At 58.3% G+C, this 22274-nt stretch carries 23 protein-coding genes and 3 pseudogenes; 22 read left to right on the top strand and 4 right to left on the bottom strand.

Features of this window, described 5'->3' with window-relative positions; all coding sequences use genetic code 11:
- The 4 genes from QZ177_RS07690 to QZ177_RS07675 all read left to right on the top strand — a co-directional run bounded on the left by QZ177_RS07690 (position 1) and on the right by QZ177_RS07675 (position 2828).
- Complete coding sequence (locus QZ177_RS07690; RefSeq protein ID WP_294176543.1) at positions 1 to 306, top strand: nucleotidyltransferase domain-containing protein; 306 nt, start codon at positions 1 to 3, stop codon at positions 304 to 306.
- Complete coding sequence (locus QZ177_RS07685) at positions 296 to 649, top strand: HepT-like ribonuclease domain-containing protein (RefSeq protein ID WP_294176542.1); 354 nt, start codon at positions 296 to 298, stop codon at positions 647 to 649. The genes QZ177_RS07690 and QZ177_RS07685 overlap by 11 nt, the downstream gene beginning before the upstream one ends.
- Positions 650 to 709: 60 nt before the next feature.
- Positions 710 to 1213 carry a nitroreductase family protein gene (locus QZ177_RS07680; protein WP_294176541.1) on the top strand — a complete coding sequence of 168 codons (504 nt, stop codon included), beginning with the start codon at positions 710 to 712 and terminating at the stop codon, positions 1211 to 1213.
- A 304-nt stretch (positions 1214 to 1517) separates the two neighbouring features.
- On the top strand, positions 1518 to 2828 hold the full coding sequence (locus QZ177_RS07675; RefSeq protein ID WP_294176540.1) for a dicarboxylate/amino acid:cation symporter: 1311 nt from the start codon (positions 1518 to 1520) through the stop codon (positions 2826 to 2828).
- 19 nt (positions 2829 to 2847) lie between these two features.
- On the opposite strand, the gene QZ177_RS07670 is transcribed toward QZ177_RS07675, so the two are convergent.
- Both QZ177_RS07670 and QZ177_RS07665 read right to left on the bottom strand, forming a co-directional pair.
- Positions 2848 to 4029, bottom strand: a complete 1182-nt coding sequence (locus QZ177_RS07670) for a multidrug effflux MFS transporter (RefSeq protein ID WP_294176539.1) — start codon at positions 4027 to 4029, stop codon at positions 2848 to 2850.
- A gap of 527 nt (positions 4030 to 4556) precedes the next feature.
- On the bottom strand, positions 4557 to 6035 hold the full coding sequence (locus tag QZ177_RS07665) for an AMP-binding protein (protein ID WP_294176538.1): 1479 nt from the start codon (positions 6033 to 6035) through the stop codon (positions 4557 to 4559).
- Between the two features lie 199 nt (positions 6036 to 6234).
- Here QZ177_RS07665 and QZ177_RS07660 point away from each other — a divergent pair, with 199 nt between their 5' ends.
- From QZ177_RS07660 to QZ177_RS07605, 12 genes are all read left to right on the top strand, one after another.
- Entirely contained in the window at positions 6235 to 7263 is a 1029-nt protein-coding gene (locus tag QZ177_RS07660; protein ID WP_264917537.1) for an ABC transporter substrate-binding protein, read from the top strand.
- 113 nt (positions 7264 to 7376) lie between these two features.
- The gene (locus QZ177_RS07655) at positions 7377 to 7595 is read left to right on the top strand and encodes a hypothetical protein (RefSeq protein WP_232208285.1); all 219 of its coding nucleotides are present in this window, start codon (positions 7377 to 7379) and stop codon (positions 7593 to 7595) included.
- On the top strand, positions 7567 to 8172 hold the full coding sequence (locus QZ177_RS07650; RefSeq protein WP_009646960.1) for a zeta toxin family protein: 606 nt from the start codon (positions 7567 to 7569) through the stop codon (positions 8170 to 8172). The genes QZ177_RS07655 and QZ177_RS07650 overlap by 29 nt, the downstream gene beginning before the upstream one ends.
- Before the next feature lie 188 nt (positions 8173 to 8360).
- Positions 8361 to 8576 carry a preprotein translocase subunit SecG gene (secG, locus tag QZ177_RS07645; RefSeq protein ID WP_006193800.1) on the top strand — a complete coding sequence of 72 codons (216 nt, stop codon included), beginning with the start codon at positions 8361 to 8363 and terminating at the stop codon, positions 8574 to 8576.
- Positions 8577 to 8721: 145 nt separating this feature from the next.
- Positions 8722 to 9471, top strand: a complete 750-nt coding sequence (locus tag QZ177_RS07640; RefSeq protein ID WP_294176529.1) for an alpha/beta fold hydrolase — start codon at positions 8722 to 8724, stop codon at positions 9469 to 9471.
- Positions 9472 to 9494: 23 nt separating this feature from the next.
- Positions 9495 to 9920, top strand: a complete 426-nt coding sequence (locus tag QZ177_RS07635; RefSeq protein WP_294176527.1) for a PaaI family thioesterase — start codon at positions 9495 to 9497, stop codon at positions 9918 to 9920.
- Positions 9907 to 12510, top strand: coding sequence for a ribonuclease R (gene rnr, locus QZ177_RS07630; RefSeq protein WP_294176525.1), 2604 nt, complete (start codon positions 9907 to 9909; stop codon positions 12508 to 12510). The genes QZ177_RS07635 and rnr overlap by 14 nt, the downstream gene beginning before the upstream one ends.
- A gap of 55 nt (positions 12511 to 12565) precedes the next feature.
- Complete coding sequence (gene smpB / locus QZ177_RS07625) at positions 12566 to 13042, top strand: SsrA-binding protein SmpB (protein ID WP_006193795.1); 477 nt, start codon at positions 12566 to 12568, stop codon at positions 13040 to 13042.
- Between the two features lie 109 nt (positions 13043 to 13151).
- Positions 13152 to 13403 carry a type II toxin-antitoxin system RelE/ParE family toxin gene (locus QZ177_RS07620; protein WP_294176522.1) on the top strand — a complete coding sequence of 84 codons (252 nt, stop codon included), beginning with the start codon at positions 13152 to 13154 and terminating at the stop codon, positions 13401 to 13403.
- On the top strand, positions 13400 to 13603 hold the full coding sequence (locus tag QZ177_RS07615; protein ID WP_006193793.1) for a hypothetical protein: 204 nt from the start codon (positions 13400 to 13402) through the stop codon (positions 13601 to 13603). Before QZ177_RS07620 ends, QZ177_RS07615 begins: the two co-directional genes overlap by 4 nt.
- A 151-nt stretch (positions 13604 to 13754) precedes the next feature.
- Positions 13755 to 14057, top strand: coding sequence for a metalloregulator ArsR/SmtB family transcription factor (locus QZ177_RS07610; protein ID WP_265070886.1), 303 nt, complete (start codon positions 13755 to 13757; stop codon positions 14055 to 14057).
- Between the two features lie 52 nt (positions 14058 to 14109).
- Complete coding sequence (locus QZ177_RS07605; protein ID WP_294176517.1) at positions 14110 to 15840, top strand: FAD-dependent oxidoreductase; 1731 nt, start codon at positions 14110 to 14112, stop codon at positions 15838 to 15840.
- A gap of 82 nt (positions 15841 to 15922) precedes the next feature.
- Here the strand turns inward: QZ177_RS07605 and QZ177_RS07600 are convergent, their stop codons facing one another.
- On the bottom strand, positions 15923 to 16405 hold the full coding sequence (locus QZ177_RS07600; protein WP_294176515.1) for a pyridoxamine 5'-phosphate oxidase family protein: 483 nt from the start codon (positions 16403 to 16405) through the stop codon (positions 15923 to 15925).
- A 322-nt stretch (positions 16406 to 16727) separates the two neighbouring features.
- Here QZ177_RS07600 and QZ177_RS07595 point away from each other — a divergent pair, with 322 nt between their 5' ends.
- From QZ177_RS07595 to QZ177_RS07580, 4 genes and pseudogenes are all read left to right on the top strand, one after another.
- Positions 16728 to 18083, top strand: coding sequence for an MATE family efflux transporter (locus QZ177_RS07595; RefSeq protein WP_294176513.1), 1356 nt, complete (start codon positions 16728 to 16730; stop codon positions 18081 to 18083).
- 59 nt (positions 18084 to 18142) lie between these two features.
- Complete coding sequence (locus QZ177_RS07590; protein ID WP_294176510.1) at positions 18143 to 19699, top strand: SH3 domain-containing protein; 1557 nt, start codon at positions 18143 to 18145, stop codon at positions 19697 to 19699.
- 57 nt (positions 19700 to 19756) lie between these two features.
- Positions 19757 to 19975, top strand: a pseudogene (locus QZ177_RS07585) (nuclease); the annotation flags it as partial.
- 33 nt (positions 19976 to 20008) lie between these two features.
- Positions 20009 to 21082: a recombinase family protein gene (locus tag QZ177_RS07580; RefSeq protein ID WP_265070891.1), complete on the top strand. Its 1074-nt coding sequence runs from the start codon at positions 20009 to 20011 to the stop codon at positions 21080 to 21082.
- 43 nt (positions 21083 to 21125) lie between these two features.
- On the opposite strand, the gene QZ177_RS07575 is transcribed toward QZ177_RS07580, so the two are convergent.
- Positions 21126 to 21569, bottom strand: a complete 444-nt coding sequence (locus QZ177_RS07575) for a MerR family transcriptional regulator (protein ID WP_294176508.1) — start codon at positions 21567 to 21569, stop codon at positions 21126 to 21128.
- A 320-nt stretch (positions 21570 to 21889) separates the two neighbouring features.
- On the opposite strand from QZ177_RS07575, the pseudogene QZ177_RS10465 reads away from it, so the two are divergent.
- Both QZ177_RS10465 and QZ177_RS07570 read left to right on the top strand, forming a co-directional pair.
- A pseudogene (locus tag QZ177_RS10465) lies at positions 21890 to 22024 on the top strand (aldo/keto reductase); the annotation flags it as partial.
- 60 nt (positions 22025 to 22084) lie between these two features.
- Positions 22085 to 22274: pseudogene (locus QZ177_RS07570) on the top strand (alpha/beta hydrolase); the annotation flags it as partial.

The following is a 22274-nucleotide window of genomic DNA, read 5'->3' as shown; positions in this document are numbered from 1 at the left end:
ATGCCGGAGGGGATTTTTACGTTCGACGAAATAAAACGGCGATTGCAGCCAATTTTTACTAGCCATCGGATTCGTCAGGCGATTCTTTTTGGTTCTTACGGCAAGGGGACGGCAACGCAAAAAAGCGATGTGGATTTATTGGTGGACAGCGATTTGCGCGGACTGAAATTCATGGGCTTCGTGGAGGAGTTGCGCGAAGCTTTGGATGATAAGGATATGGATGTGTTCGATGTCGCTCATATCGAGCCGAAGTCTCGGATTGCCGAGGAAATTAAGCAGACGGGGATCGAGATTTATGCGCGATAAGATCATTCTTGATAAGATGATTCGCTATGCTGACAAGGTGTGCGAATATTGTAAGGGCGTCTCCTATGAGGATTTTCGTGCCAATGATATGCTCGTCGAGGCGTGCGTGTTCAATCTCGGCCAAATCGGGGAATTGACCAAGAAGCTGGGTGAGGATTTCAAGAAGGACAATCCGCAGGTGGCATGGGCTCAGATCTATGGCTTGCGGAATCGCATCGTTCATGACTACGAAGGCGTGAATCTGCGGCTTATCTGGGAGATTGTCTCTGACGACATGCCAGCGTTGAGATGCGAATTGAACGGTATGAAGAAGCGGTTTGGCGAGAGCGGGCAGGTGTGCTGACGCTCGTCGACATGCTCGCGCAGGAGGAGATCGAGAAACGGTTGGAAGGAGTGCTTTTCGATGGAGAATGATGTCGTGTTTCAGCGCCGCAGCATAAGGAAGTATCAGGAGAGGCCGGTCGAGCCGGAGAAGGTCGAGCGCATCCTGCGTGCCGGGATGCAGGCGCCGTCCGCCTGCAATCAGCGGCCGTGGGAGTTCTTCGTCGTCGAGAACCGCGAAAAGATCGCCGCGCTCGCCAAGGTCACGCCCTATACGGGCTGCGCGGCAGGAGCGCCGCTCCTCTTAGCGCTCGCCTACCGTACGGAAGGCTTGACCGTGCCTCGCTTCTCGCACATCGACATGGCGGCGGCGCAGCAGAACATCTGGCTCGAAGCGACGTATCTCGGCCTCGGCGGCGTCTGGTTCGGCATTGCTCCCTACGAGGAGAACATGAAAAAGGTGGAAGAAATCCTCGAAATGCCCGCGAACCTCAAGGCGTTCTCCCTATTCGCCCTCGGCTATCCGAACGAGAGAAAGCTGCACGCAGACAGGTTTGAAGCGGAGCGAGTGCATTATGTGAGGTGAGGGGCGGAGGGGCTTGTCACTGTGTGTATGGACGGGGTATGAGACGCAGTGTACGAGAATATACATTTGAAAAGACGGGCTGTCATACGGAGCGGAAAAAGCTTCGTATGATAGCCCGTCTTTTCTGCGCTTTCGAGGATTTTGTAAGATTTCTTGTCGTGCCCCTTGACAGTGCAGGCGGAGATTCGTATAATATAAACCATACTGATTTTATATGAATTATCAACCGCTTGCTTCTGAGGAAGCGGTGATTGGTTCGTCGACGTGGCGGGAGGCTTCCTGCCATGCAGAAAGAAGGGGTATCATGTCGGAAGAAAAGAATCATGCGGCCGTCGAGGAGACGGCGCAGGCGGCGATCGCAAAGAGCCGCCAAAACGGACAGGGCAAGCAGTTCATCCTGTGGTTTCTCGCGCTCATTGTCGGCGCCGGGCTTGGCTGGCTGAACGTCGGGCCTTTGAACGAACTGTTTGATTTCGTTGCGACGGTGTTCACGCGCCTCTTTCAGTTCATCGCCGTGCCGACCATCGCTCTCGCTGTCATCACGACGCTTGCGGCGCTTGGCGCGAAGAAGGATACGGGACGCATCTTTGCCCATGCTGTCACTTATACACTGTTGACGACCATTTCGGCGGCGACTGTCGGACTTGCACTCTATGTGTGGATAGCGCCGGGCAACTTGCCCGCTGAGATCATCGGAGCAGGTACGGCCGATGTGCCGCAGAAGCTTGGGACGCTTTCCTACTATGACCACATCCTTTCGGTCATTCCGAACAATTTGCTGCAGCCGTTCCTCTCGGGCAACGTGCTCTCGGTCATGTTGATTGCGGCATCTGTCGGGCTGGCGCTCGCCTTCATGCCAAAGACGGAAAATCGTGCCGTGCTGTTGAAGGCGCTCCATGGCGCACAGGAGCTTCTCTTCACACTGATCCGTGCACTGCTCTACGTTCTGCCCGTCGGCATCCTCGCATTTGCCGCGCAGCTATCGGCACAGATCGAAGCTGGTGTCATCGTCGGTGCGCTCGGCAAGTACACGGCTGTCGTCCTCGGCGGCAATCTCATCCAGTTTTTCATCATCCTGCCGCTCTTCCTCCTCGTGCGCGGCCTCAATCCGCTCCATGTCTTCCGCAAGATGGCGCCGGCCGTCGCTGTGGCGCTCTTCACGAAGAGCTCGGCGGGCACTTTGCCCGTGACGTTGGCTTCGGCGGAAAAGAATCTCAAGGTGAATCCGACTGTCTCGCGCTTCGTCCTGCCGATCTGCACGACGATCAACATGAACGGCTGCGCGGCCTTCATCCTCGTGACCTCGCTCTTCGTCATGCAGAATGCGGGCTTTGAGATTACGCTCGGCACGATGGTCACGTGGCTCTTCGTCGCCGTCCTCGCCGCCGTCGGTAATGCGGGCGTGCCCATGGGCTGCTACTTCCTGACGCTCTCCTTGATGTCCTCGCTCGGTGCGCCCTTGGGGCTTATGGGCGTGATTCTCCCCATCTACACGATCATCGACATGATCGAGACGGCGGAGAACGTCTGGTCCGATGCCGCCGTCTGCGCCATGACGGATCACGATCTCGAAGGAACGCTCGACGACGAAGATGTACACCCAGCGGAAATTTGAAGGAAGCACGAAGGCGCCTTCAGCCGTTTTTGACATTGCTGTAGAAGACGATTGCGCCGAGCGCGTAGCCAGTGAGCATGAGAACTGCCATGGGAATCGCCGTATGGTCTCCTGCGATGCCGACGAGGGGCATCATGACGCCGCCGAGCACCATGGAGAAGAAGCCGATGAGAGCCGACGCTGCACCCGCGTTCCTGCCCTGGCGTGAGAGCGCGAGCGAGAAGCTCGCCGTTCCCATGACGGAGAGCGGCACGACGGTGATGAAGAGCAGGACGATGGTGAGCGCGAGCGGGACGAATCCCGCAAGGAGGGAGGCAAGGAGGAGCGCACTGGAGACGAGAGGCACGAGGAGTGAGGCCTTGAGCATGGAGATGTCCTTGATGCGTCCGGCGAGGCGTGCGGGCAGAAGCCCTGCGAGGAAGAGTCCCGTGCCGATGCCGCCGAAGATCAGGCTGTAGCCTTGCGCCGAGACGCCGTAGATGTTCTGAAAGACGAAGGAAGAGCCGGCGATGTAGGAGAAGAACGCGCCGAAGACGAAGCACTGCACGAGGCAGTGCCCAAGAAAGTAGCGGTCGCGAAGGAGAGTGGGAAAGGCATGGAAACTCGCCGTCATGCTCTTTTGGCGCTTCCCTTCGGCCAGCGTCTCACGCGTCTTGAGCGTCCAGACGGCGAGGAGGACGCCGATAGCGGCGAGCACGGCGAAGACGATGCGCCACGAGGAGAAGACGAGGAGCTGTCCGCCGGCGACGGGAGCGAGGATCGGCGCGAGTCCGTTCACGAGCATGAGGATGGACAAGAAGCGCGTGAGCTCGACACCCTCGGCTACGTCACGCGCGATGGCACGCGCGATGACGATGCCGCTCGCGCCCGCAAATCCCTGCAGAAAGCGCAGTGCGAGAAAAGGTTCGATGGAGCTTGCGTAGAAGCAGCCCGCCGAGACGAGAGCGAAGGCGACCATGCCCGCAAAGAGCGGCCGTTTGCGCCCGTACATATCGCTCAAAGGCCCGAGGAAGATCTGCCCGATGGCCATGCCGAGCAGCGTCATCGTCAAAGTCAGCTGCGTCGCCGAGGTTGAGGCGGAAAATTCTGCTGAAAGCTCGGGCAGAGCAGGCAGGTACATGTCGGTCGCCAGCGGCGCCATAGCCGACATTATGCCTAGAAAAATAGTCAGGCTTATGCGACGGCGTTTTGTCGTTTTCATAAGTACACTTCTTTCTAGCAGATATTCCATTAAAATACAGAGGGAACAGGGTTTTCCAGTTCGAGGGTCGTCGGATTGAAAAAAATTAGAAATCGTTGGCTTTATCCCTTGACTAAACCATTGTCCTAGAGTATAATTAAAAACAAGAACAGAAGCTCCGTCGGACTTCCGGAAAAGCGGGATACGACGGAAGCCCAAGGGATGTCCTCCGCCATAGGGGACAACAATCGGGTGGAGCCGAGGATTGGAACTGACCTCGCACAGCGTGCAGTACATTCGTACAAATCGATGGCTTTCAGTAGCCCGCGTCTCCCTTACAGGAGAAGCACGATGCACACGGCGCGGATCAAGCCGCTCTTGGTACCCGTGGGGAGGACGTCCCATCCAAGACCTCATCTCTTCATTTGCGCCGCGCCCTGCGGCGCCTTTTTTTGTTTGTGCAGAACCGTAAATAGAAAGAAGGGACGGGAAAGCCCCGCCCCTTCCTCGCTTGCCGCCCTGCGCGGCATTTTCTTTTTGTGTGGGCCTCACTTATCCTCGCGATAGAGGCGTGCGATCTCGCGCTTGGCAATCTTTCCGGTCGAGGTGCGCGGCATTTCGGGAATTTGGCAGAACTCGCGCGGCACCTTGTAGACGGCGAGATTCTTCTGCAAGAACTTCTTCAAGGTGCGCATGTCGACCTCTTCGTTCTTCTTGACCGTGTAGTAGCAGGCGCCCGCCTGCCCGCGCAGAGGATCGGGAATGGCGATGACGGCGGCGTCCTCGATGCCGGGGAAGGAGTAGACGAGCTCTTCAATCTCGCGCGGGTAGACGTTCTCGCCCATGCTGATGATCATGTCCTTGATGCGGTCGACGATGTAGACGAAGCCGTCCTCGTCCATGCGCGCGATGTCGCCCGTATGCAGCCAGCCGTCCTTGAGTGCACGAGCCGTCGCCTCGTCCTGATGCCAGTAGCCCTTCATGACGGTTGGCCCTTTGACGAGCAGCTCGCCCGCCATGCCTCGTGCGAGTTCCGTGCCGTCGGTGTTGGCGATGATGACCTCAAGCCCCTTCATGGGCACGCCGATAGAGCCGGGGCGGTAGTGACGCGGCGAGTCCATCGTGACGACGGGAGAGGCCTCGGAGAGTCCATAGACCTCGTAGATCGTGAGGCCGAACTTTTCGCGGTAGGCCGCAGCGATTTCCTGCGGCAGCGCCGTGCCGCCGATGCCCGTCAGGCGAAGGCTCTTGAGGTCTTCCGCATCTGCCTGACGCGTGAGGATGGCGCAGACGGAAGGCACGGCGTACATGATAGTGACCTTCTCGTCGCGGATGGCGCGGATCGTCTCCTTGGGCATGAAGCCGTTGACGATGACGATCGTGCCGCCGGCTGTGAGCGTCGCAAGGACGGAGCACGTCCAGGCGAAGCAGTGGTACATCGGCAGCACGCAGAGAACCTTGTCGTTCGGCGTGATGGCGTGATGCTCCATGACCTGATGCGCGTTCGTGCACTGGTTTCGATGACTGAGTACGGCGCCCTTGGGGGCGCCTGTCGTGCCCGAGGTGTAGATGATGACGCAGGGATTTTCCTCTGAGAAGATGTTCGAAAGCTTCGGCGCGGGCATGGCGCTTGCGGGCTTCATGACGTCGAGGAGGGGCAGCTGATGAAGCTCACCGCCGTATCCCTGCTGTCCGAGGTGGGATTCGAGGGGAAGCTCCTTTTCCGTCACGAGGTGACGCACGCCCGCGTCCTTGATGATGTAGGCGACTTCGCGCACGCTGAGCTGGTAGTTGAGCGGGACGGCGACAGCGCCGAGCGAGTTCACAGCGAGGTAGGCGATGAGGAGTTCGACGCGGTTATGGGAAAAGAGCGCGACGTGGTCGTGCGCACGGATTCCGGCGGCGTAGAAGCGGTCACGCGAGGCTCTCAGGGCTTCGCGCAGTTCGTCGTAAGTGATGCGGCGACCGCGGTCGATGACGGCGATGTCTTCGCCGCGCCCGTTTTGCAAGATTTCGTGCAGTAGCATGGAACACATCCTTTATCTCTGAAAAAAACATTGCTCATAGCTGAATTTTAAGGCCTAAAGGTCTATAAGTCAACTGAAATTATCATTGTATGGATTGACAAAAACGGTGTTCGATGCTAGATTTAAGATAGTATTAAGTTATGCCTTGGATAGTGGAGGTTTATGCCTGTATCAAGGAGTGCGAAAAGGAGAGAGCGATATGAGGAAAATCTTTGCCTTGCTGCTTGCTGCATTCGTGGCGATTGCAGCTGCGGGGTGTACGACGAATGGGCAGGACGCGAGCAAGGTCGGCAGCGCAGAACCGGGTTCCGGAAACCGCAAGATCACGATGGGCTACTCGCAGATCGGCGCCCAGTCCACATGGCGCGCCGCGCATACGGCGTCGATCAAGCAGGCGGCGGAGGATGCGGGCATCGAACTGCAGTTCTCCAACGCGGAACTCAAGCAGGAGAATCAGATTCGGGCGATCCGCTCGTTCATCGCGCAGAAGGTCGACATCATCGCCTTCTCGCCCATCGTGGCGACGGGTTGGGATGAGGTGCTGAAGGAAGCGAAGGCGGCGAAGATTCCCGTGATCATCGTCGATCGCGACCTGCAGACGAACGACGATAGCCTCTACGTCATGCGCATCGGCACGGATTCCGTGCGCGAAGGGCGCGAGGCGTTCCGCTGGCTCGACGGCTACATGCAGGCGCAGGGCAAGAAGCCGCGCGACGGCGGTGCGAAGTTCAACATTGCCGAGATCAAAGGCCCTGCAGGTTCGTCCGTTGTCGAGCGACGCGACACGGGCTTTCGCGATGAGATGACGGCATCGCCGAACAAGGACGCTTATGAGATTCTCGTCGCACAGAACTCGACGTTCCAGAAGGACGGCGGCAAGCAGGTCATGACGGAGATGCTCAAGAACTACAAGGACAAGATCGACATTCTCTTCGCGCAGAACGACGATATGGCGCTCGGTGCGATCGAGGCGATCGAGGCGGCAGGATTGAAGCCCGGACAGGACATCGTGATTGTCTCGTGCGACGGCACGCGTGCGATCTTCCAGGCGATGATCGACGGCAAGAGCAACTGCACCGTCGAAGGCAACCCGCTGCAGGGTCCCCTCTTGATGGAGATGGCGAAGAAGGTCTTAGCCGGCGAGAAGGTCGAGCGCACGGTCTTCGTCAAGGACAGTGTCTATCCGGCAGAAATCGCCCCGATGGCGATACAGGAAAGAAAATATTGATGGGAGGGGCTGTCGCACATGCATTGCTGTGCAACAGTCCCTTTTCGTTGAAAACGGAAAGGGAAATGTGATATAGTGGCAGTTAGGGGAAGATTTTTGAAGGAGGCGGCATGATGGCAACAGATGCAATCACGGATGAAATGGTCGTGCGACGTGTTGATGCGGCGGTGCGTATTGCGCTTGAGAAGAACAAGGCTATGGGGGTGCCAAGCATCGTCTATGATCGCAAGACGCAGAAAATCTATGAACTGAGAAGTGATGGCACGCGCGTCCCCGTGGCGGAGCGTGCGCGGAAGGGGCGTTATGGTGAGCAGCACGCGGAAGAAACCTGAAATTGTCCTTTTCGCCGGCCCTAATGGATCGGGCAAGAGTACGTTTACAGAGGTTCTGCGTCCCATTATGGACTATATCAATGCCGATGAAATCAAGAAGAATCTTAAATGCAGCGACATCAAGGCTGCGCAGATCGCAGAACATCAGCGCGAAGAATGTCTAAGCAAGCTGCGCGATTTTTGCTTCGAAACAGTGCTCTCCACATCACGCAATCTGTATTTGCTTGAGCGGGCAAGGGATGCGGGCTATTTTATTCGTTGCTATTATGTTTTGACTGCAGATCCACGAATCAATGTATACCGTGTGAAGATGCGCGTAGCTTCAGGAGGGCACGATGTTCCAGAAGAGAAAATCTATACGCGCTATGATCGTGCTATGGCTCTTGTTCCTGCGGTCGTAGCGGTGAGTGACATTTGCCATATTTACGACAATTCGGAGGCGCAGGCATTCCGTATTTTTAAGAAGCGAAAGGATGTGTGCTTTTTTGATGAATGCGATGACTGGAGAAGGAAAAATATTGAGATTTTAACAGGGATTGCGAATATGGAGCGGAAAAACTTGAATCATCGCATGTAGTTTGCATGAGAAAGCCAATCGGTCTGCACTTTCGGCTTGACCTCTTGAGGCTTCATAAGAAAAAGGCGCGGCGCTTGATGGCCGCGCCTTTTTCTTGACTTCTCGGGCTTTCATGATAGAATAGTATAATAAGGAGGAGAGGAGAGACTCTCTAATCTGGAGGAGGTTCACTTTTGCTTACGTTATTGATGGTGCTTGATGCGCTTGTCGCCATACTCCTGATTGTTGCCGTCTTGGGGCAGGAGCCTAAGTCTGCGGGCATGGGCGGCTTCGATGGAGGCGGCGGCGATACCGTGTTCAGCGCGAAGGCGCGCGGCATGGATGCGCTTTTGGCGCGTGTGACGGTCGTTCTGGCGGTGCTTTTCGGTGCGATTACGCTCGTGATTGCCAAGATGACGATGTAGGGCGGCCATAGAGCGCAGAGGGGTTCTGCGCTTTCTTGGCAGCTGTTTGCGGCGGACGCTCGGCAAAAGGCCGGGCGTTTCTTTCTATTGGAGGGGCGCGGCTTGTGGGGCTTTTCCCTTCGGCCGTCGAGGGAGGGGTGCAGCGATGATCATCGAGGGAGCGGAGCCTTTCCTTTTGTCGGGCGGCCCGCACGGCGTGCTGCTCCTGCACGGCTTCACGGGCATGCCGCCCGAGATGCGGCTTCTCGCCGAAGCCCTTCATCGTGCAGGTCATACGGTGCTTTGCCCGCGCCTCGCCGGGCACGGCACGAGTCCCGAGGATTTGGCACATACGGACGCTGAGGACTGGTACGATTCGGCTCTCGACGGCTATGCGATTCTTTCAGGGCTCGTGCCGCGCATTTCTGTCGTCGGACATTCGATGGGGGCTTTGCTGGCGCTCCGTCTCGCGGCGCAAAAGCGCGTCACGGGCGTCGTGACGCTCGCAGCACCGATCTTCATTGACGAGGGGCGCGGCATGAAGCACCTGCCGCCGCGCAGCGCGTGCATCGGCAGGTTTCATCCGAAACTGCGCAAGTCTCTGCGCGACGTGCCCGAGTTCTGCAATGTGACGTATGACAGGATGCCGCTCGTCGCCATCCACGAACTCGTCGGCTTCATCGAGCATGTCAAGGCGCTGCTGCCAAAGGTACACGCACCGCTCCTCCTCGTGCACTCGCTGCACGACCGCACGGCGCACAGGAGAAGCCTCCGCTATATCTATGACCATGTGGGGGCGGCCCATAAGGAAGTTCTTTGGCTCGTGCGCTCGGGTCATCTCGTGATGCTCGACGCTGAGCGACGGGCGGTCTTCCGGCGCACGGCATCGTTTTTGCGCGAGATGGGGAGCGTTTGAGAGAATGGGGAAGGAAACGATTTATGCCATACGAAAAGATCGGGCAGGGTGAGGACTACTGCTTTGCCTGCGGACCGAAGAATCCCATCGGGCTTCATCTGGAGTTTCAGCTGGCGGACGGGAAATTCCGGGCGCGCAAGACGCTTGCGCCCGAGTACCAGGGATACAGCGGCATCGTGCACGGCGGCATCGTCACGACGCTGCTCGATGAGGCGATGGGCGGCTATCTCTACGACGGACTCGGCGAGCGGGCTGTGACGGCGCGTCTGGCCGTGCGCTATCGAAATCCTGCGCCCGTCGGCGAGGAGCTTTTGATCGAGGGATGGGAGGAGAGCCGCCGCAAGGGGTTCGTGAACATGCGCGCCAAACTTTCGCTCGCTGATGGCACCGTGCTTGCGGAAGCGACGGCGAAGATGGCGCTGGTAGGAGAAATGAATGGAACAAAATGAATTGCAGGAGCGCATCGTAAACTACATGCGCACGGCGGCGTACAAGCCGCTGACGGCGGACGATCTCGCCGCCGCCATGAATCTCGCGCAAGAAGAACTCGCGCTCTTCTGGACGGCTTTGGAAGAGCTGGAGAAGACTGCGGCTGTCATCAAGACGCGCCACGAACGCTTCGGCGTGCCCGAGCGCATGAATCTCGTCGTCGGCAGGCTCTCGATGTCGGTGAAGGGGTTCGGCTTCATCATCCCCGAGGTGCGCGAGAAGGAGACGGACAGCGACATCTTCGTGCCGGGCGTGAGTCTCGGCGGTGCGATGAACGGTGACCGCGTCGTCGCGAGGATTTCGCCGTCGGAGATTGCCGGACGCTCGCGCGAGGGCGAGATCATCCGCATCGTCGAGCGAGCCAACGAGCAGATTGTCGGCACGTTCGAGGAGAGCCGTCACTTCGGCTTCGTGACGCCCGATGACAAGAAGATCGGGCAAGACATCTTTATCCCTAAGGGCGCCGTGCATGGCGCAAAGGCGGGCATGAAGGTCGTCGTGCGCATCACGAAGTGGCCGGCGGGCAGGAGGAACGCCGAGGGCGAGGTGGAGGAAATCCTCGGCCGCGCGGGCGAGCCGGGCGTCGACGTGCTCTCCGTCATGAGCCAATACGGGCTTTCGGAGGAGTTTCCCGCCGATGTGGCGGCAGAGGCGGCAGCGATCGAGGACGCCGTCTCGCCAGAAGAATTCAGCGGCAGGCGCGACCGCCGCGGTTTTCGCATCGTGACGATCGACGGCGAGGACGCGAAGGACTTGGACGACGGCGTTTACGCCGAACGGCGTGCGGACGGCAGCTTCTTCCTCGGCGTCTACATCGCCGACGTCAGCTGGTATGTGCGCGAGAATTCGCCGCTCGACCGCGAGGCGCGTGCACGCGGCACGAGCGTCTACCTCGTCGACCGCGTGATTCCCATGCTGCCGAAGAAGCTGTCGAACGGTATATGCAGCCTGAACGCGGGCGAAGACCGCCTGGCGATGGCGTGCGAGATGGAGATCGGCGCGGACGGACTCGTCAAGAGCTACGAGATCCTGCCCGTCGTCATTCACGTCTATCGCCGCCTGACCTATACGCTCGTCAACGAGATCTTCGCCGAGGGAGCGGAGGCGGTGCGCACGGAGAACGCCGACCTCCTGCCGCTTCTCACACCTCTTCGCGAGGTGCATGATGCGATGGAAAAGGCGCGGCATGAGCGCGGTTCCATCGGCTTCGACGTGCCCGAGATCAAGGTGAAGCTCGACGAGAGCGGCAAGCCCGTCGCGCTTATCAAGCGCACGGGGTCGCTCGCGGAGTCGATGATCGAGCAGTGCATGCTCGCGGCGAACGAGACCGTCGCGGAGCACATGGAGAAGAAGGAGCAGCCGTTCCTTTACCGCGTGCACGAGCAGCCGTCGGACGAGAAGATCGAGCGCCTGAACAACCTTCTGGCGACGTTCTCGCTGCACCTCGTGCCGAACGAGGCGGGCGAGGTAGCGCCGAAGGACGTGCAGCAGGTCTTGGAAAAGGTCAAGGGAAGGCCTGAGGAGCGCATCGTCAGCGCCGTCTCGCTGCGTTCGATGCAGCAGGCGCGTTATGCCGATGCGCCGCTCGGTCACTACGGACTCGCCGCGCGTCACTACACGCACTTCACGTCGCCGATCCGCCGCTATCCCGACCTCATCGTGCATCGTCTGCTGCGCGAAACGTTTGCGACGGGCACGATCGCGGCCGAGCGGCAGGAGCGCCTGAGGAGCCTCTTGCCCGAGATCGCCGAGCACACCTCGGCGCGTGAGCGCATCGCCATCGAGGCGGAGCGCGAGACGCAGGACATGAAGAAGATCGAGTACATGGCGCAGTTTGTCGGCGACGCTTTCGACGCCGTCATCAGCGGCGTCACGGCGTTCGGCATCTTCTGCGAGCTGGAAAACGGCGTCGAAGGACTCGTGCACGTATCGAGCATGGTCAACGACTACTACGAGTACCGCGAAGACCTCTACGCGCTCGTCGGCGGCGCGACGCACGTCTCCTACCGCCTCGGCGAGCCTGTGCGCGTCGTGCTCGTGCGTGCCAATATTGCCGAGCGCAACCTCGACTTCATCTTGGAGGACAACGGCGTTTTTGTCGCTGCGAAGAAGAAGCCCGAGGAAGGCGGCGTAAAGCGCGGCGAATTTTTGAAAGAAAAGGGCGCGAAGAAGGATGCACGCTCGAAAAAGGGCAGAGGTCGGAAGGCGGCGAAAGAAAAGCGTACGGATGAGATCATCGCCGATGTGAAGGGCGACAAGCGTCCGGAGAAGACATCCGCCCCTGCGGAACCGGGTGAACGCAAGCCGCACGGCAAGGGACATAAGGGTGCGAAGCCGCACGACAAAGGGCGCGGCGCGAAGCGGCCGGAAAGATTCCAGGCGGAAAGGCAGGGCGCTCTCGCCGACGAGTCGAGCAGCAGCCGCCCCAAGGCGTTCTGGATGAAGCCGCCGAAGGACTTGCGCAAGAAGGGCAAGAAGTCTGCGCCCAAGCCGGAAAAGAAGCGCCGCCCGCACAACAAGACGCAGCGCGCGACGGCGAACAGCGATTGATGCAGGGATGCTGCAGGAAGCGGCGATTGCCGCATAAGGAAGCAGGGGGGAAGCGATGGGACGCAAGAACGACGGCGTGAAGATCGTCGCGGAAAACCGCAAGGCGCGTCACGACTATTTCATACACGAAACCTTTGAGACGGGACTCGTGCTGCAGGGCACGGAGGTCAAATCCCTGCGTGCGGGAAGAGTGAACCTCAAGGACAGCTTCGCCTCGATCAAGAACGGCGAGATTTTCGTGGAGAACATGCACATCAGCCCCTACGAGCAGGGCAACATCTTCAACCACGAGCCGCTCAGGAAGCGAAAGCTCCTCATGCACAAGGCGGAGATCGTCAAACTCTTCTCCAAGACGCGCGAGAAGGGCTTCACGCTCGTGCCGCTGAAGCTCTACTTCTCGAAGGGCAGGGCGAAGCTCGAACTCGCACTTGCAAGCGGCAAGCACAATTATGACAAACGCCGCGACCTCGCGGCAAAGGCCGCCAAGCGCGACATCGAGCGCGCCTTGAAGGATCACGGCAAGGGTCGGTGAATACAGCAAAAAGAGATGGCATCCGCCATCTCTTTTTGCTATAATTTCCTTAGCGGAAAGGATCTTGCGACTTGATGTTTGCGGCTTTGCTGAGAAGAGGAATCTATCCATGAAGATACAATATGCAAAACTTGCGGTAAAGAGCATTGAGACGATGGACAGGCCGACGAAACAGCGCATCAAACAGGCAATTGAAGGTCTGCCGCAAGGCGATGTGAAACGACTCAAGGGGAGTGACGAACTCTATCGGCTGCGCGTTGGAGGTTGGCGAATCGTATTTTCATATCCTGCAAAGGATACACTCTTGATTGAAAAAATTGCGCCGCGAGGCGATGTCTACAAGGGAGGTTTCCTGCTATGACGGTAAAAGCTCAGATTGTGGAGATGATAGAGTTCATTCCGGACCGCGAATTGCCGATTCTTCTGGAGGTCGTGAGGCGATTCTTGCCGAAAGAGATGGAGGATTTTGCGTCAGAGGACGACAGGGAGGCGCATCACATCGCTATGCAGGAATATATGTGTGGAAAAACCGTATCGCATGATGATATCGACTGGGAGTAGCCGGTATGTTGACAACTCGATTAAATGCGTTGCTTGCTGGACGGACGGATTTTTCGTATTTGCTGAAATCGCTCGATGAGGGGGGAGTTTTTCTTGACATATAAATCGCTATATCGTAATATATGAATATAACGATTTTGGAGTTGATTCTATGGCAGAAGATCAAGAGCTTGCACGCGCGGCCGAGATGCTCAAGGCGCTCTCTCATCCCGTGCGCCTCTGCATCGCGCGCGGGCTTTGGCAGAGCGGCGGCTGCAATGTGGCGCACATGCAGCAGTGCCTCGAAGCGCCGCAGTCGACGATTTCGCAGCATCTCGCGAAGATGCGCGCCGTCGGCATCATCGAGGGCGAGCGCAACGGGCTGGAAGTCGTCTATCGCCTCAAGAGCCGGGCAGTGGAGCAGCTGCTCGAAGGGCTTTTCTGCAAGGAGAAGAATTATCACGATATGGGCTGATTTCGCTCTTTCGACAAGCGAAGCGCGGCGACACAGAAGGAGGCATATCCGTATGGAAATGAAAAAGGAAAAGGAAAAGGCAAAGCGCTATGTGATCGTCGGCGGCGTGGCGGGCGGGGCGACGGCGGCGGCGCGGCTCAGGCGCTTGGACAAAGATGCGAAGATCGTGCTCTTTGAGCGTGGCGAGCACATCTCCTTCGCGAACTGCGGCCTGCCATACTATGTGGGCGATGAGATCAAGGAGAGCGAGAGCCTGCTGCTCATGACGCCCGAACTGTTTCGCGAGCGCTTCGCCATCGACGTGCGCACGAAGAGCGAGGTCACGCATGTCGATACAGAGAATCGCCGCGTTCATGTGAAAACGGCGGGAGGAGAGGAATACGAAGAACCATACGACGCACTCCTTCTGTCGCCCGGTGCGAAGCCCTTGCGTCCGCCGATTCCGGGCATCGAGAGCCCGCGCGTCCTCGCTCTTCGCAACGTGCCCGATGCCGAGGCTCTGCGCCGTCTGGCGGATCAGTATGCAGCGACGGGGCGCGCCGTCGTCGTGGGCGGCGGCTTCATCGGCGTCGAAATGGCGGAAAATCTTCGTGCGCGCGGCCTTGCCGTCACGCTCGTCGAGGCGGCGCCGCATGTGCTCGCGCCGTTTGATACGGACATGGCGAAGATTGCGGAAAAGGAGATGAACGACAACGGCGTCGGATTGATTCTCGGCGACGGTGTGAAGGAGTTCAAGGAGGAGGCGCAAGGCATCCTCGTGCGCCTTGCGGGCGGGCGCGAGCTGGCGGCGGATTTCGTCGTACTCGCCATCGGCGTGAGCCCCGACACGGGATTCTTGAAGGCGAGCGGCATCGCGCTCGGCGAGCGCGGACACATCCTCGTGAACGAGCGCATGGAGACGAACGTGCCCGACGTCTATGCCGTGGGCGACGCCGTGCTGACGCTCGACCGTCAGACGAAACAGGCGGGCGCGCTGCCCCTTGCAGGGCCGGCTAATCGGCAGGGCCGTCTCGCCGCCGATAATATGGCGGGCAGGCGTCGTGTCTATGACGGTTTCGTCGGCACGTCGATTCTCAAGGTGTTCGGCCTGACGGCGGCATCCGTCGGCAAGAACGAGCGCACATTGATGCGCGAGGGGCTCTCCTATGGCGAGGATTACCGCGCGGTAAAGCTTCATCCGCTCGCACATGTCGGCTATTATCCGGGCGCGCAGACGATGACGCTGAAGCTCATCTACCGCGTGCGCGGGTCTGTCGGCAAGATCCTCGGCGCGCAAATCATCGGTGCGGGCGGCGTGAAGGCGCGCATCGATGTGCTGGCGACGGCGATCGCCATGGGAGCGGACGTGGATTTCCTCACGAGCTTGGAGCTTTCCTACGCGCCGCCCTTCGGCGCGGCGAAGGATCCTGTGAACATGGCGGGATACATGGCGGAAAACGATCTGGCGGGTCTCGTGCGCTTCTTGCCCGCAGACCGTCTCAAGGCGGCGAGGGAAGCGGGCGTGCGCGTGCTCGACGTGCGCACGGCGATCGAGCTGCAGAGTGCGCCCGCCGCATCTGACGCGCAGATTCCGCTCGATGAGCTGCGCGAGCGCTTCTCCGAGCTTGACCGCACGGTGCGCTGGGCAGTGCTCTGCAAGGTCGGGCAGCGCGCTTATAATGCGGCGCGCATTCTCATGCAGGAAGGCTACGATGCGGAAGTCATCGAAGGCGGCTATACGTCGCTGAAGATGGAGGAGTTCGAGGCGTCGCCCGTGGCCGCCGCGCCTGCGAAAGCCCTTTGATGCGGCGCTTATATGATGATATGATGAGAAAAGGACGGCCTTGCATCATCCCGAGGATGGTGCAGGGCCGTCCTTCTTTTTTCTATACGAGATCCCTCCCCTTCTTGCCCGTCAGGTGTTCGATCTTCAGCTCGACCATGTTGAAGGCTGGCCAATGCTTTTTTATCTCTTCATCACAGGCTTCGGGATGGCCGGGATAGTAGGCCTCGCCGAGAAATTCCGCCGTTTCTCGTTTTTCTTCGTCGCTCTTGAGGACGCGCAGTTTGCCGAAGGCGATGACGCTGCGGTATTGCGTCAGGAAGCGGTGCGGCACGACCTTGTCCTCGGCAATGATGCAGAACGACGCCTTGTCGCATCGCTCAATCGCCGTCATCTTGTGACCGACGCGTGCCGTGTGAAAGAGCAGGCAGTCCTTTTCCTCGTCGTAGGCGAAGCTCATGGGCACGGCGTAGGGATAGCCGTTTTCGCCCGCGAGCGCGAGCACGCCCGAGGTCGCTGCCGCGAGGATGTCGCGGGCTTCTTCATCGCTCATCTGTTGATTCTTGCGGCGCATTTCTCTGAACATGGTAATCGTCTCCTTTTGAGGAAGCATGGAGAAAAGCCGTGCTTCCTTGTGCAGTCTTGTTTCATGCGAACTTGGTCAGGGGGCTAAGGCGCTTCATTCTTGCCCAAAACTTGACAACACCCCTACTATATAGATTACAATGAAAGTCCAAGAAGTCAAGCCCGAAGGGCGCAGACTGATTGGCTCTTTCATGTAAGGGCGTGCGCACCATGTCCACGAAGTGGACGTTTGTGCGTTAAGCTTACAATGAAAGTCCAAGAAGTCAAGCCCGAAGTGCGCAGACTGATTGGCTCTTCTGGTCAAGCTGCAAAAGGAGAATTTCATGAACACATTGGCAAAGCATTTCAGTCTCGGCGGACTTTTGCGCTTCGCTGCGCCCGCCGTCGGCATGATGCTCGTCATTTCTATCTATACGGTGACGGACGGCATCTTCATCGGGCGCTATGCGGGAAGCCTCGCGCTCGCTGCATCGAATATCGTCTATCCTGCGTTGAATCTCGTATTTGGGCTTTCCATCATGCTTTCTTCGGGCGGCTCGGCGCTCGTTGCCAAGACGCTGGGCGAGGGCGATGCGGCATTGGCGAGAAGCCGCTTCACGCTGCTCGTCGTTGTTGGTGCAGCGCTCGGCATATTGCTCGCAGGCACGGTGTTCCTTTTCATGGAGTCTATTTTGGCGCTTCTCGGCGCTTCCCCCGAGCTTTATGCCGACTGCCGCGCCTATCTCTCGGCGAATATGTTCTTCGCGCCATTTGTCGTTTTGATGATCATATTCAACGCTTTTTATATCGCGGATGGTCGCCCAGTGCAGGGATTTCTCGTATCATTGACAGCGGGACTTGTCAATGCGGGACTCGACTATGTGTTTCTCGCGCATTTCGGCATGGGTCTCTTCGGCGCGGGGCTTGCTACGGGGCTGTCGGATGTCGTCGCGGCGCTCTTGGGTCTCGTTTACTTTTCGCGCTACAGCCGCACGCTCGCGTTCGAGCGGTTTTCCTTCGCCGTGCGTCCGCTTTTCCAGGCACTTTACAACGGCTCTTCCGAGATGGTCACGCAGCTTTCCGTCGGCATTACGACGTATCTCTTTAACCTCGTGACATTCTCCTATGCGGGGGCGGACGGCGTCGCGGCGATCAGTGTCATTCTCTATGCGGAAATGCTATTGACGGCAATACTCATGGGGTTTGCCAATGGCGTCGCACCTGTATTTTCTTACCAATTCGGCGCGAAAGGATATGTCGAGCTTCTGCGCCTTCTGCGGCTGTCGCTTGGCATTATCTTTCTCTTCGGGATTCTGTCCTTTGCGGCGGCAAATATATTCGCCGTACCGCTGATGACGCTGTTTCTGCCGGATGGAGGACGTGCCTATGCGCTGGCTCTCGGCGGCTTCGGACTGTTCTCGTGGAGTTTTTTGCTCTGCGGTTTCAACCTTTTCTCCTCGACCTTTTTCACGGCGTTGTCGGACGGCAGGATGTCGGCAATCCTGTCCTTTGTGCGCAATCTCGTCGGCATCGTGGCGTTCCTGCTGCTCCTGCCGCGCTTTTTCGGCCTTGACGGTGCATGGCTCGCCGTTCCTGCGGCAGATGCGGCCGCCGTACTGCTTTCCTTCCGCCAGCTTTGGGGGGCGGCGCGTTCCTTTCGCGAGGAAAAGGCAGCGGGTGCCGTGATTTTGGAGCGTTGAGAGGTATGTGTGCGAAAATGAAAGTTTCGAGAAATATCGGGAAGCATGCTGCGTGCTTTTTGGCTGCGGTCGGCGTGTTTCTCGGCGGGACGGATTTGACGGCTGCGGAAGCGGGAACGTCTGCCGCGGCGGTGTTGTCCGTGACAGATGCGGCGGCAGTTTCCGCTCAGCCTGTATTGAAGGCGGAGCTGGCGGACGATGTGCGGGCGCAGACGGAGGAAGATGCATCGCCCGACTACGGCGTGGCGCTCGGCGCTCCCTACGATGACGCCGGCTTCTGGTGCGATGCGGCAGGTGATCGCCTCCTCGGCACGGCAGAGGACGTGGCGCGTCTCAATGAGGAGCTGCACGCGAATCAGCCGAGTCTCGTTTCTCTGGCGGAATTGCCGCGTGCCGTATCGAGGCGGCAGCTCCGACACTGGATGGAAGAAGCCGCGCCTGAGCGTGAAGACTGGTACGCACCGACAGAGCCGCTTTCGGACGCAGCGTATCGGGCGGTGCAGGAAAACTGCGCGTCGGACAAGCTGCCGCTCCGCAATCCTCTGCGCTATGGAATCTGCGTGCGCCGCGCCGACTTGCGCTGTTTACCGACCGAGGAGGCTTGGCTCGACGCGCCCGACGATGTGCATTACGACATCCTGCAGGCGACTGCCGTCGATCCCGCCGAGCCGCTTGCCGTTTGGAGCGAGAGCGCAGACGGCAAGTTCCTCTTCGTTTCCATGCGCTATTATCGCGGCTGGTTGGCGAAGTCGGCGGTCGCTTTCACGCGGCGCGAGAACTGGCTCGCCTATGTGCAGCCCGAAGATTTCCTCGTCGTGACGCAAAATCGCTACGAAGCGCCCGAGGAGGCAGGCGGGCAGCTCTATCAGCTCGGCAGCCGCATTCCGCTCGCAGCGCAGGGCGGGGCGCATCTCGCGCGTCTGCCGCAGCGTGCGGCGGACGGCAGTCTCCAAGAGGTGCTTTTGGCGCTTCCGTACAGCGAGAGAGCGAGCCTTGCTGTGGAGGACGCTGGCGACATGGAAGCCGCCGCGCTCCATCGCGGCAGCCTGCCCTATACGGCGAACAATCTGCGCCGCGCGGCTTTTGCGTGCCTCGGCGACGTCTATGGCTGGGGCGGGCAGGATGAGAGCGTCGACTGCTCCTCGTTCGTCGCCGACGTCTACCGCACGGTCGGCATCGAGCTGCCGCGCGACGCCGATGAGCAGGAGGAGGCGTTTCTGCGGGCGAGTGCCCATGTGGGCGATGCACAGAATGCGGCGCACGGTGCGCGGGGAAAGGCTGCGGCATTCGGGGGGCGTCGGCGCGGCACGGAAGATGCCGCGCCGCACATCTTTTTCACGCCGCTCGACGATCTTACGCCCGAGGAGCGAACCGAAGCGCTTCTCGCCGCACCGCCCGCGAGCCTTCTCTTTCGCCCCGGCCATGTGATGCTCACGCTCGGCTCGGTCGATGGCAAGACGTATGTCATACATTCCTTGAGCGGCTGCTGGGAAAAGACGCAGGAAGGCCTCAAGCGCTGCCGCATCCGCCGCGTGCTCGTCAGCGACGCCTATTTTTTGACGAGCACGGAAGGCAGGAATCTCGACGATTGCACAGGGATGGGCAGTTTCCGATAAGGCATGATGTGGTGACAAACCGTTTGACAGCCCTTGATGGTTTGAAGTGGTAAACTAAAACTGGACACAGAGGGGGTACATACCATGTGCGAGCTGATAGAAAAATTCGGTGAGAGAAAATTGGAAGAGGGACGTCTTGAAGGACGTGTCGAATCGGCTCGTCAGACGGCGATGGCTTTAATTGCTTTGGGGAAACTCACATTTTCCCAGATTGCTGAAGCAACACAGTTGTCCCAGGAAGAAGTTGAACGATTGGCAGGATCAACAGGGGCATAAGCGAGGAGCATTTCCGAGAACGTCACATGGGGCTTGCGGAAGAGGTTCGCAGACGGCAAGTTCTCCGTCGGCTACTCGCGCTTTCTCGGCTACGACAAGGGCGAGGATGGAAATCTTGCCATCAACGAGGAGCAGGCCAAGATCGTGCGGCTCATCTTCCGGCTTTTCCTTGAGGGGATGACGGCTTGCCGAATTGCCAAGGAACTGGCCGCACGGCATATCTTGACGGTCACGGGCAAGGAGAAATGGAACGCTAAGACCATTCGGGGAGTCCTCGCCAACGAGAAATACACGGGCTGTGCGAGGATTCAAAAGACCTTCACGCCGGACTTCCTCACCAAGAAAGCCGTCAAGAACTGCGGGCAAGTGCCAAGCTACTTCGTGGAACAGAGCCATCCTGCGATCATCGACCCTGCCGTGTTCGAGATGGTGCAGCGGGAGAGGGAGCGACGCACACGGGAAGGCGGGAGATACAGCGGCGTGAGCATTTTCTCGGGAAAAATCCGATGCGGCGAGTGCGGCGGCTATTTTGGCACTAAAGTCTGGCACTCAACAGACAAGTACAGACGCGTCATCTACCGTTGCAACAACAAGTATGACGGGCAGAAATGCCAAACGTCGCATGTGACGGAGGATGAAATCAAGGCAGCCTTCGTCAAGGCATTCAATCGGCTGGTGACGGAGCGGAATGAGATTATCACAAATGCACGGCTCGTTAGGCAGACACTTTGCGACACGACGGCACTTGCGGAGGAGAAAGCCAAGCTGCAGCAGGAACTGGCGGTATTGGTTGAGATGACGGAAAAATGCATCCGAGAGAACGCCCGCATTGCACAGAATCAAGAGGAGTATCTGCAGCACTACGAGGGACTTGTGGTGAGGTACGATGCCGCAAAGGCTCGGTTTGACGAGGTGACGGAAGCTATCTCTGCCAAGGAGGCACAGTCCGAGCGATTGGCATTGTTCATCAAGTGCATCAAGGAACAGAGTGCGCCTGTGGCAGAGTTCGACAGCCAACTGTGGGCGAGTATGGTAGAGTGCGTGACCGTGCGTGCGGATAAGGATATGACGGTGGTGTTTCGGGATGGGTCGGAAGTGAGCGTGTAGATGTTTCGAGATTAGGGTAACTCTAATAAATTCAGCAGTTTCATTATGGAATAAGGCTCTGCGAATTTATCTCTTTCGTTGATTCTGCATCCGCTTCATTCGGCAGGAAATTGCTGATGTAAGGCGTGCGTCCCGCGAGCACATCGTCATAGAATCCTTGCTTCCAGTCGATGTAATCGACGGCTTCCTGCAGAGCCTTCATTTTTTCAAGCAATTCCTTACGCTTCCCCTCAAGCATAATCTTGCGCTCCGGGATGGTGGGGATGCCACCGAGACAAAGCGCGAGGTATGCTTTCATTTCGGCAAGGCTCATGCCGCAGTTCTTGAGACAAGTGAGGCTTTTCAGCCATGCAACATCATGATCGTCAAATATACGGTGATTGTTTCGATCCCGCTTGACGTTCGGCAAAAGTCCCTGATTGCAGTAGAATTTCAACGTTTCATAGTTCATACTGGTCGCTTCACAGGCGTCCTTCATTGTATACATGATCGTCCTCCAAAAAATTTCAAAAAAAACTTGTGCGGTAGTTACTACCGCCTGTTATGATAGCATTGTACAACAAAGAGCGGCGTGAAACAAGGAGCGCAACATGACCATTACAGAATTGCCCCTACAGAAAGGAGTGTCTCATACATAGAAAAGAAAGAACTTGGAAACAGCGGTATTTTTGTGTGTCCGATCGGTCTTGGCTGCATGGGTTTCAGTCATGCGATGGGAATACCCGTAGAACGTGACGAGGCTGTACGAACGCTGCGAACGAATACGGCTATGATTTCTTCGACACGGCAGAATGCTATCTCGGCTCGTTTGCCGATGGCAGCATCTCCTACAACGAAGAGCTTGTCGGTGCAGCGCTCAAAGGGCTGCGCGACAAAGTGATCATCGCTACGAAGATGGGCGTCTATCACGACGCGGATCGCACACTCACATTGGACAGCCGTCCCGCAACGATTCGCAAAAGTATCGAGGGAAGACACCAACGGCAAAGGAGAGATTTCATCATGATGTGGAAAACGAAGATTTTAACGGCAGCCGTCATCCTCGGACTGAGTTCCGGTTTCGGCTCTGCTCTTGCCATGACGCATCCTGTCACGATCGAGGATCAGGGCAGCTTTATGGCGGGCGGCGTGAAGATCACCGCGCCCGGCGTATACAAGGACAGCGAACCAACGAACTTTGACGGTGAGACCC

This window comes from uncultured Selenomonas sp., from assembly GCA_905372355.1.
In the GTDB taxonomy this organism is placed as follows: Bacteria; Bacillota; Negativicutes; order Selenomonadales; family Selenomonadaceae; genus Selenomonas.
This window is presented reverse-complemented; position numbering and strand designations above follow the sequence as displayed.

What these genes read in the sequence shown, in the direction of transcription:
- QZ177_RS07690 (WP_294176543.1), top strand. Translation starts at nt 1, where the DNA reads ATGCCGGAGGGGATTTTTACGTTCGACGAAATAAAACGGCGATTGCAG.
- QZ177_RS07685 (WP_294176542.1), top strand. Translation starts at nt 296, where the DNA reads ATGCGCGATAAGATCATTCTTGATAAGATGATTCGCTATGCTGACAAG.
- QZ177_RS07680 (WP_294176541.1), top strand. Translation starts at nt 710, where the DNA reads ATGGAGAATGATGTCGTGTTTCAGCGCCGCAGCATAAGGAAGTATCAG.
- QZ177_RS07675 (WP_294176540.1), top strand. Translation starts at nt 1,518, where the DNA reads ATGTCGGAAGAAAAGAATCATGCGGCCGTCGAGGAGACGGCGCAGGCG.
- QZ177_RS07670 (WP_294176539.1), bottom strand. Translation starts at nt 4,029, where the DNA reads ATGAAAACGACAAAACGCCGTCGCATAAGCCTGACTATTTTTCTAGGC.
- QZ177_RS07665 (WP_294176538.1), bottom strand. Translation starts at nt 6,035, where the DNA reads ATGCTACTGCACGAAATCTTGCAAAACGGGCGCGGCGAAGACATCGCC.
- QZ177_RS07660 (WP_264917537.1), top strand. Translation starts at nt 6,235, where the DNA reads ATGAGGAAAATCTTTGCCTTGCTGCTTGCTGCATTCGTGGCGATTGCA.
- QZ177_RS07655 (WP_232208285.1), top strand. Translation starts at nt 7,377, where the DNA reads ATGGCAACAGATGCAATCACGGATGAAATGGTCGTGCGACGTGTTGAT.
- QZ177_RS07650 (WP_009646960.1), top strand. Translation starts at nt 7,567, where the DNA reads ATGGTGAGCAGCACGCGGAAGAAACCTGAAATTGTCCTTTTCGCCGGC.
- secG (WP_006193800.1), top strand. Translation starts at nt 8,361, where the DNA reads ATGGTGCTTGATGCGCTTGTCGCCATACTCCTGATTGTTGCCGTCTTG.
- QZ177_RS07640 (WP_294176529.1), top strand. Translation starts at nt 8,722, where the DNA reads ATGATCATCGAGGGAGCGGAGCCTTTCCTTTTGTCGGGCGGCCCGCAC.
- QZ177_RS07635 (WP_294176527.1), top strand. Translation starts at nt 9,495, where the DNA reads ATGCCATACGAAAAGATCGGGCAGGGTGAGGACTACTGCTTTGCCTGC.
- rnr (WP_294176525.1), top strand. Translation starts at nt 9,907, where the DNA reads ATGGAACAAAATGAATTGCAGGAGCGCATCGTAAACTACATGCGCACG.
- smpB (WP_006193795.1), top strand. Translation starts at nt 12,566, where the DNA reads ATGGGACGCAAGAACGACGGCGTGAAGATCGTCGCGGAAAACCGCAAG.
- QZ177_RS07620 (WP_294176522.1), top strand. Translation starts at nt 13,152, where the DNA reads ATGAAGATACAATATGCAAAACTTGCGGTAAAGAGCATTGAGACGATG.
- QZ177_RS07615 (WP_006193793.1), top strand. Translation starts at nt 13,400, where the DNA reads ATGACGGTAAAAGCTCAGATTGTGGAGATGATAGAGTTCATTCCGGAC.
- QZ177_RS07610 (WP_265070886.1), top strand. Translation starts at nt 13,755, where the DNA reads ATGGCAGAAGATCAAGAGCTTGCACGCGCGGCCGAGATGCTCAAGGCG.
- QZ177_RS07605 (WP_294176517.1), top strand. Translation starts at nt 14,110, where the DNA reads ATGGAAATGAAAAAGGAAAAGGAAAAGGCAAAGCGCTATGTGATCGTC.
- QZ177_RS07600 (WP_294176515.1), bottom strand. Translation starts at nt 16,405, where the DNA reads ATGTTCAGAGAAATGCGCCGCAAGAATCAACAGATGAGCGATGAAGAA.
- QZ177_RS07595 (WP_294176513.1), top strand. Translation starts at nt 16,728, where the DNA reads ATGAACACATTGGCAAAGCATTTCAGTCTCGGCGGACTTTTGCGCTTC.
- QZ177_RS07575 (WP_294176508.1), bottom strand. Translation starts at nt 21,569, where the DNA reads ATGTATACAATGAAGGACGCCTGTGAAGCGACCAGTATGAACTATGAA.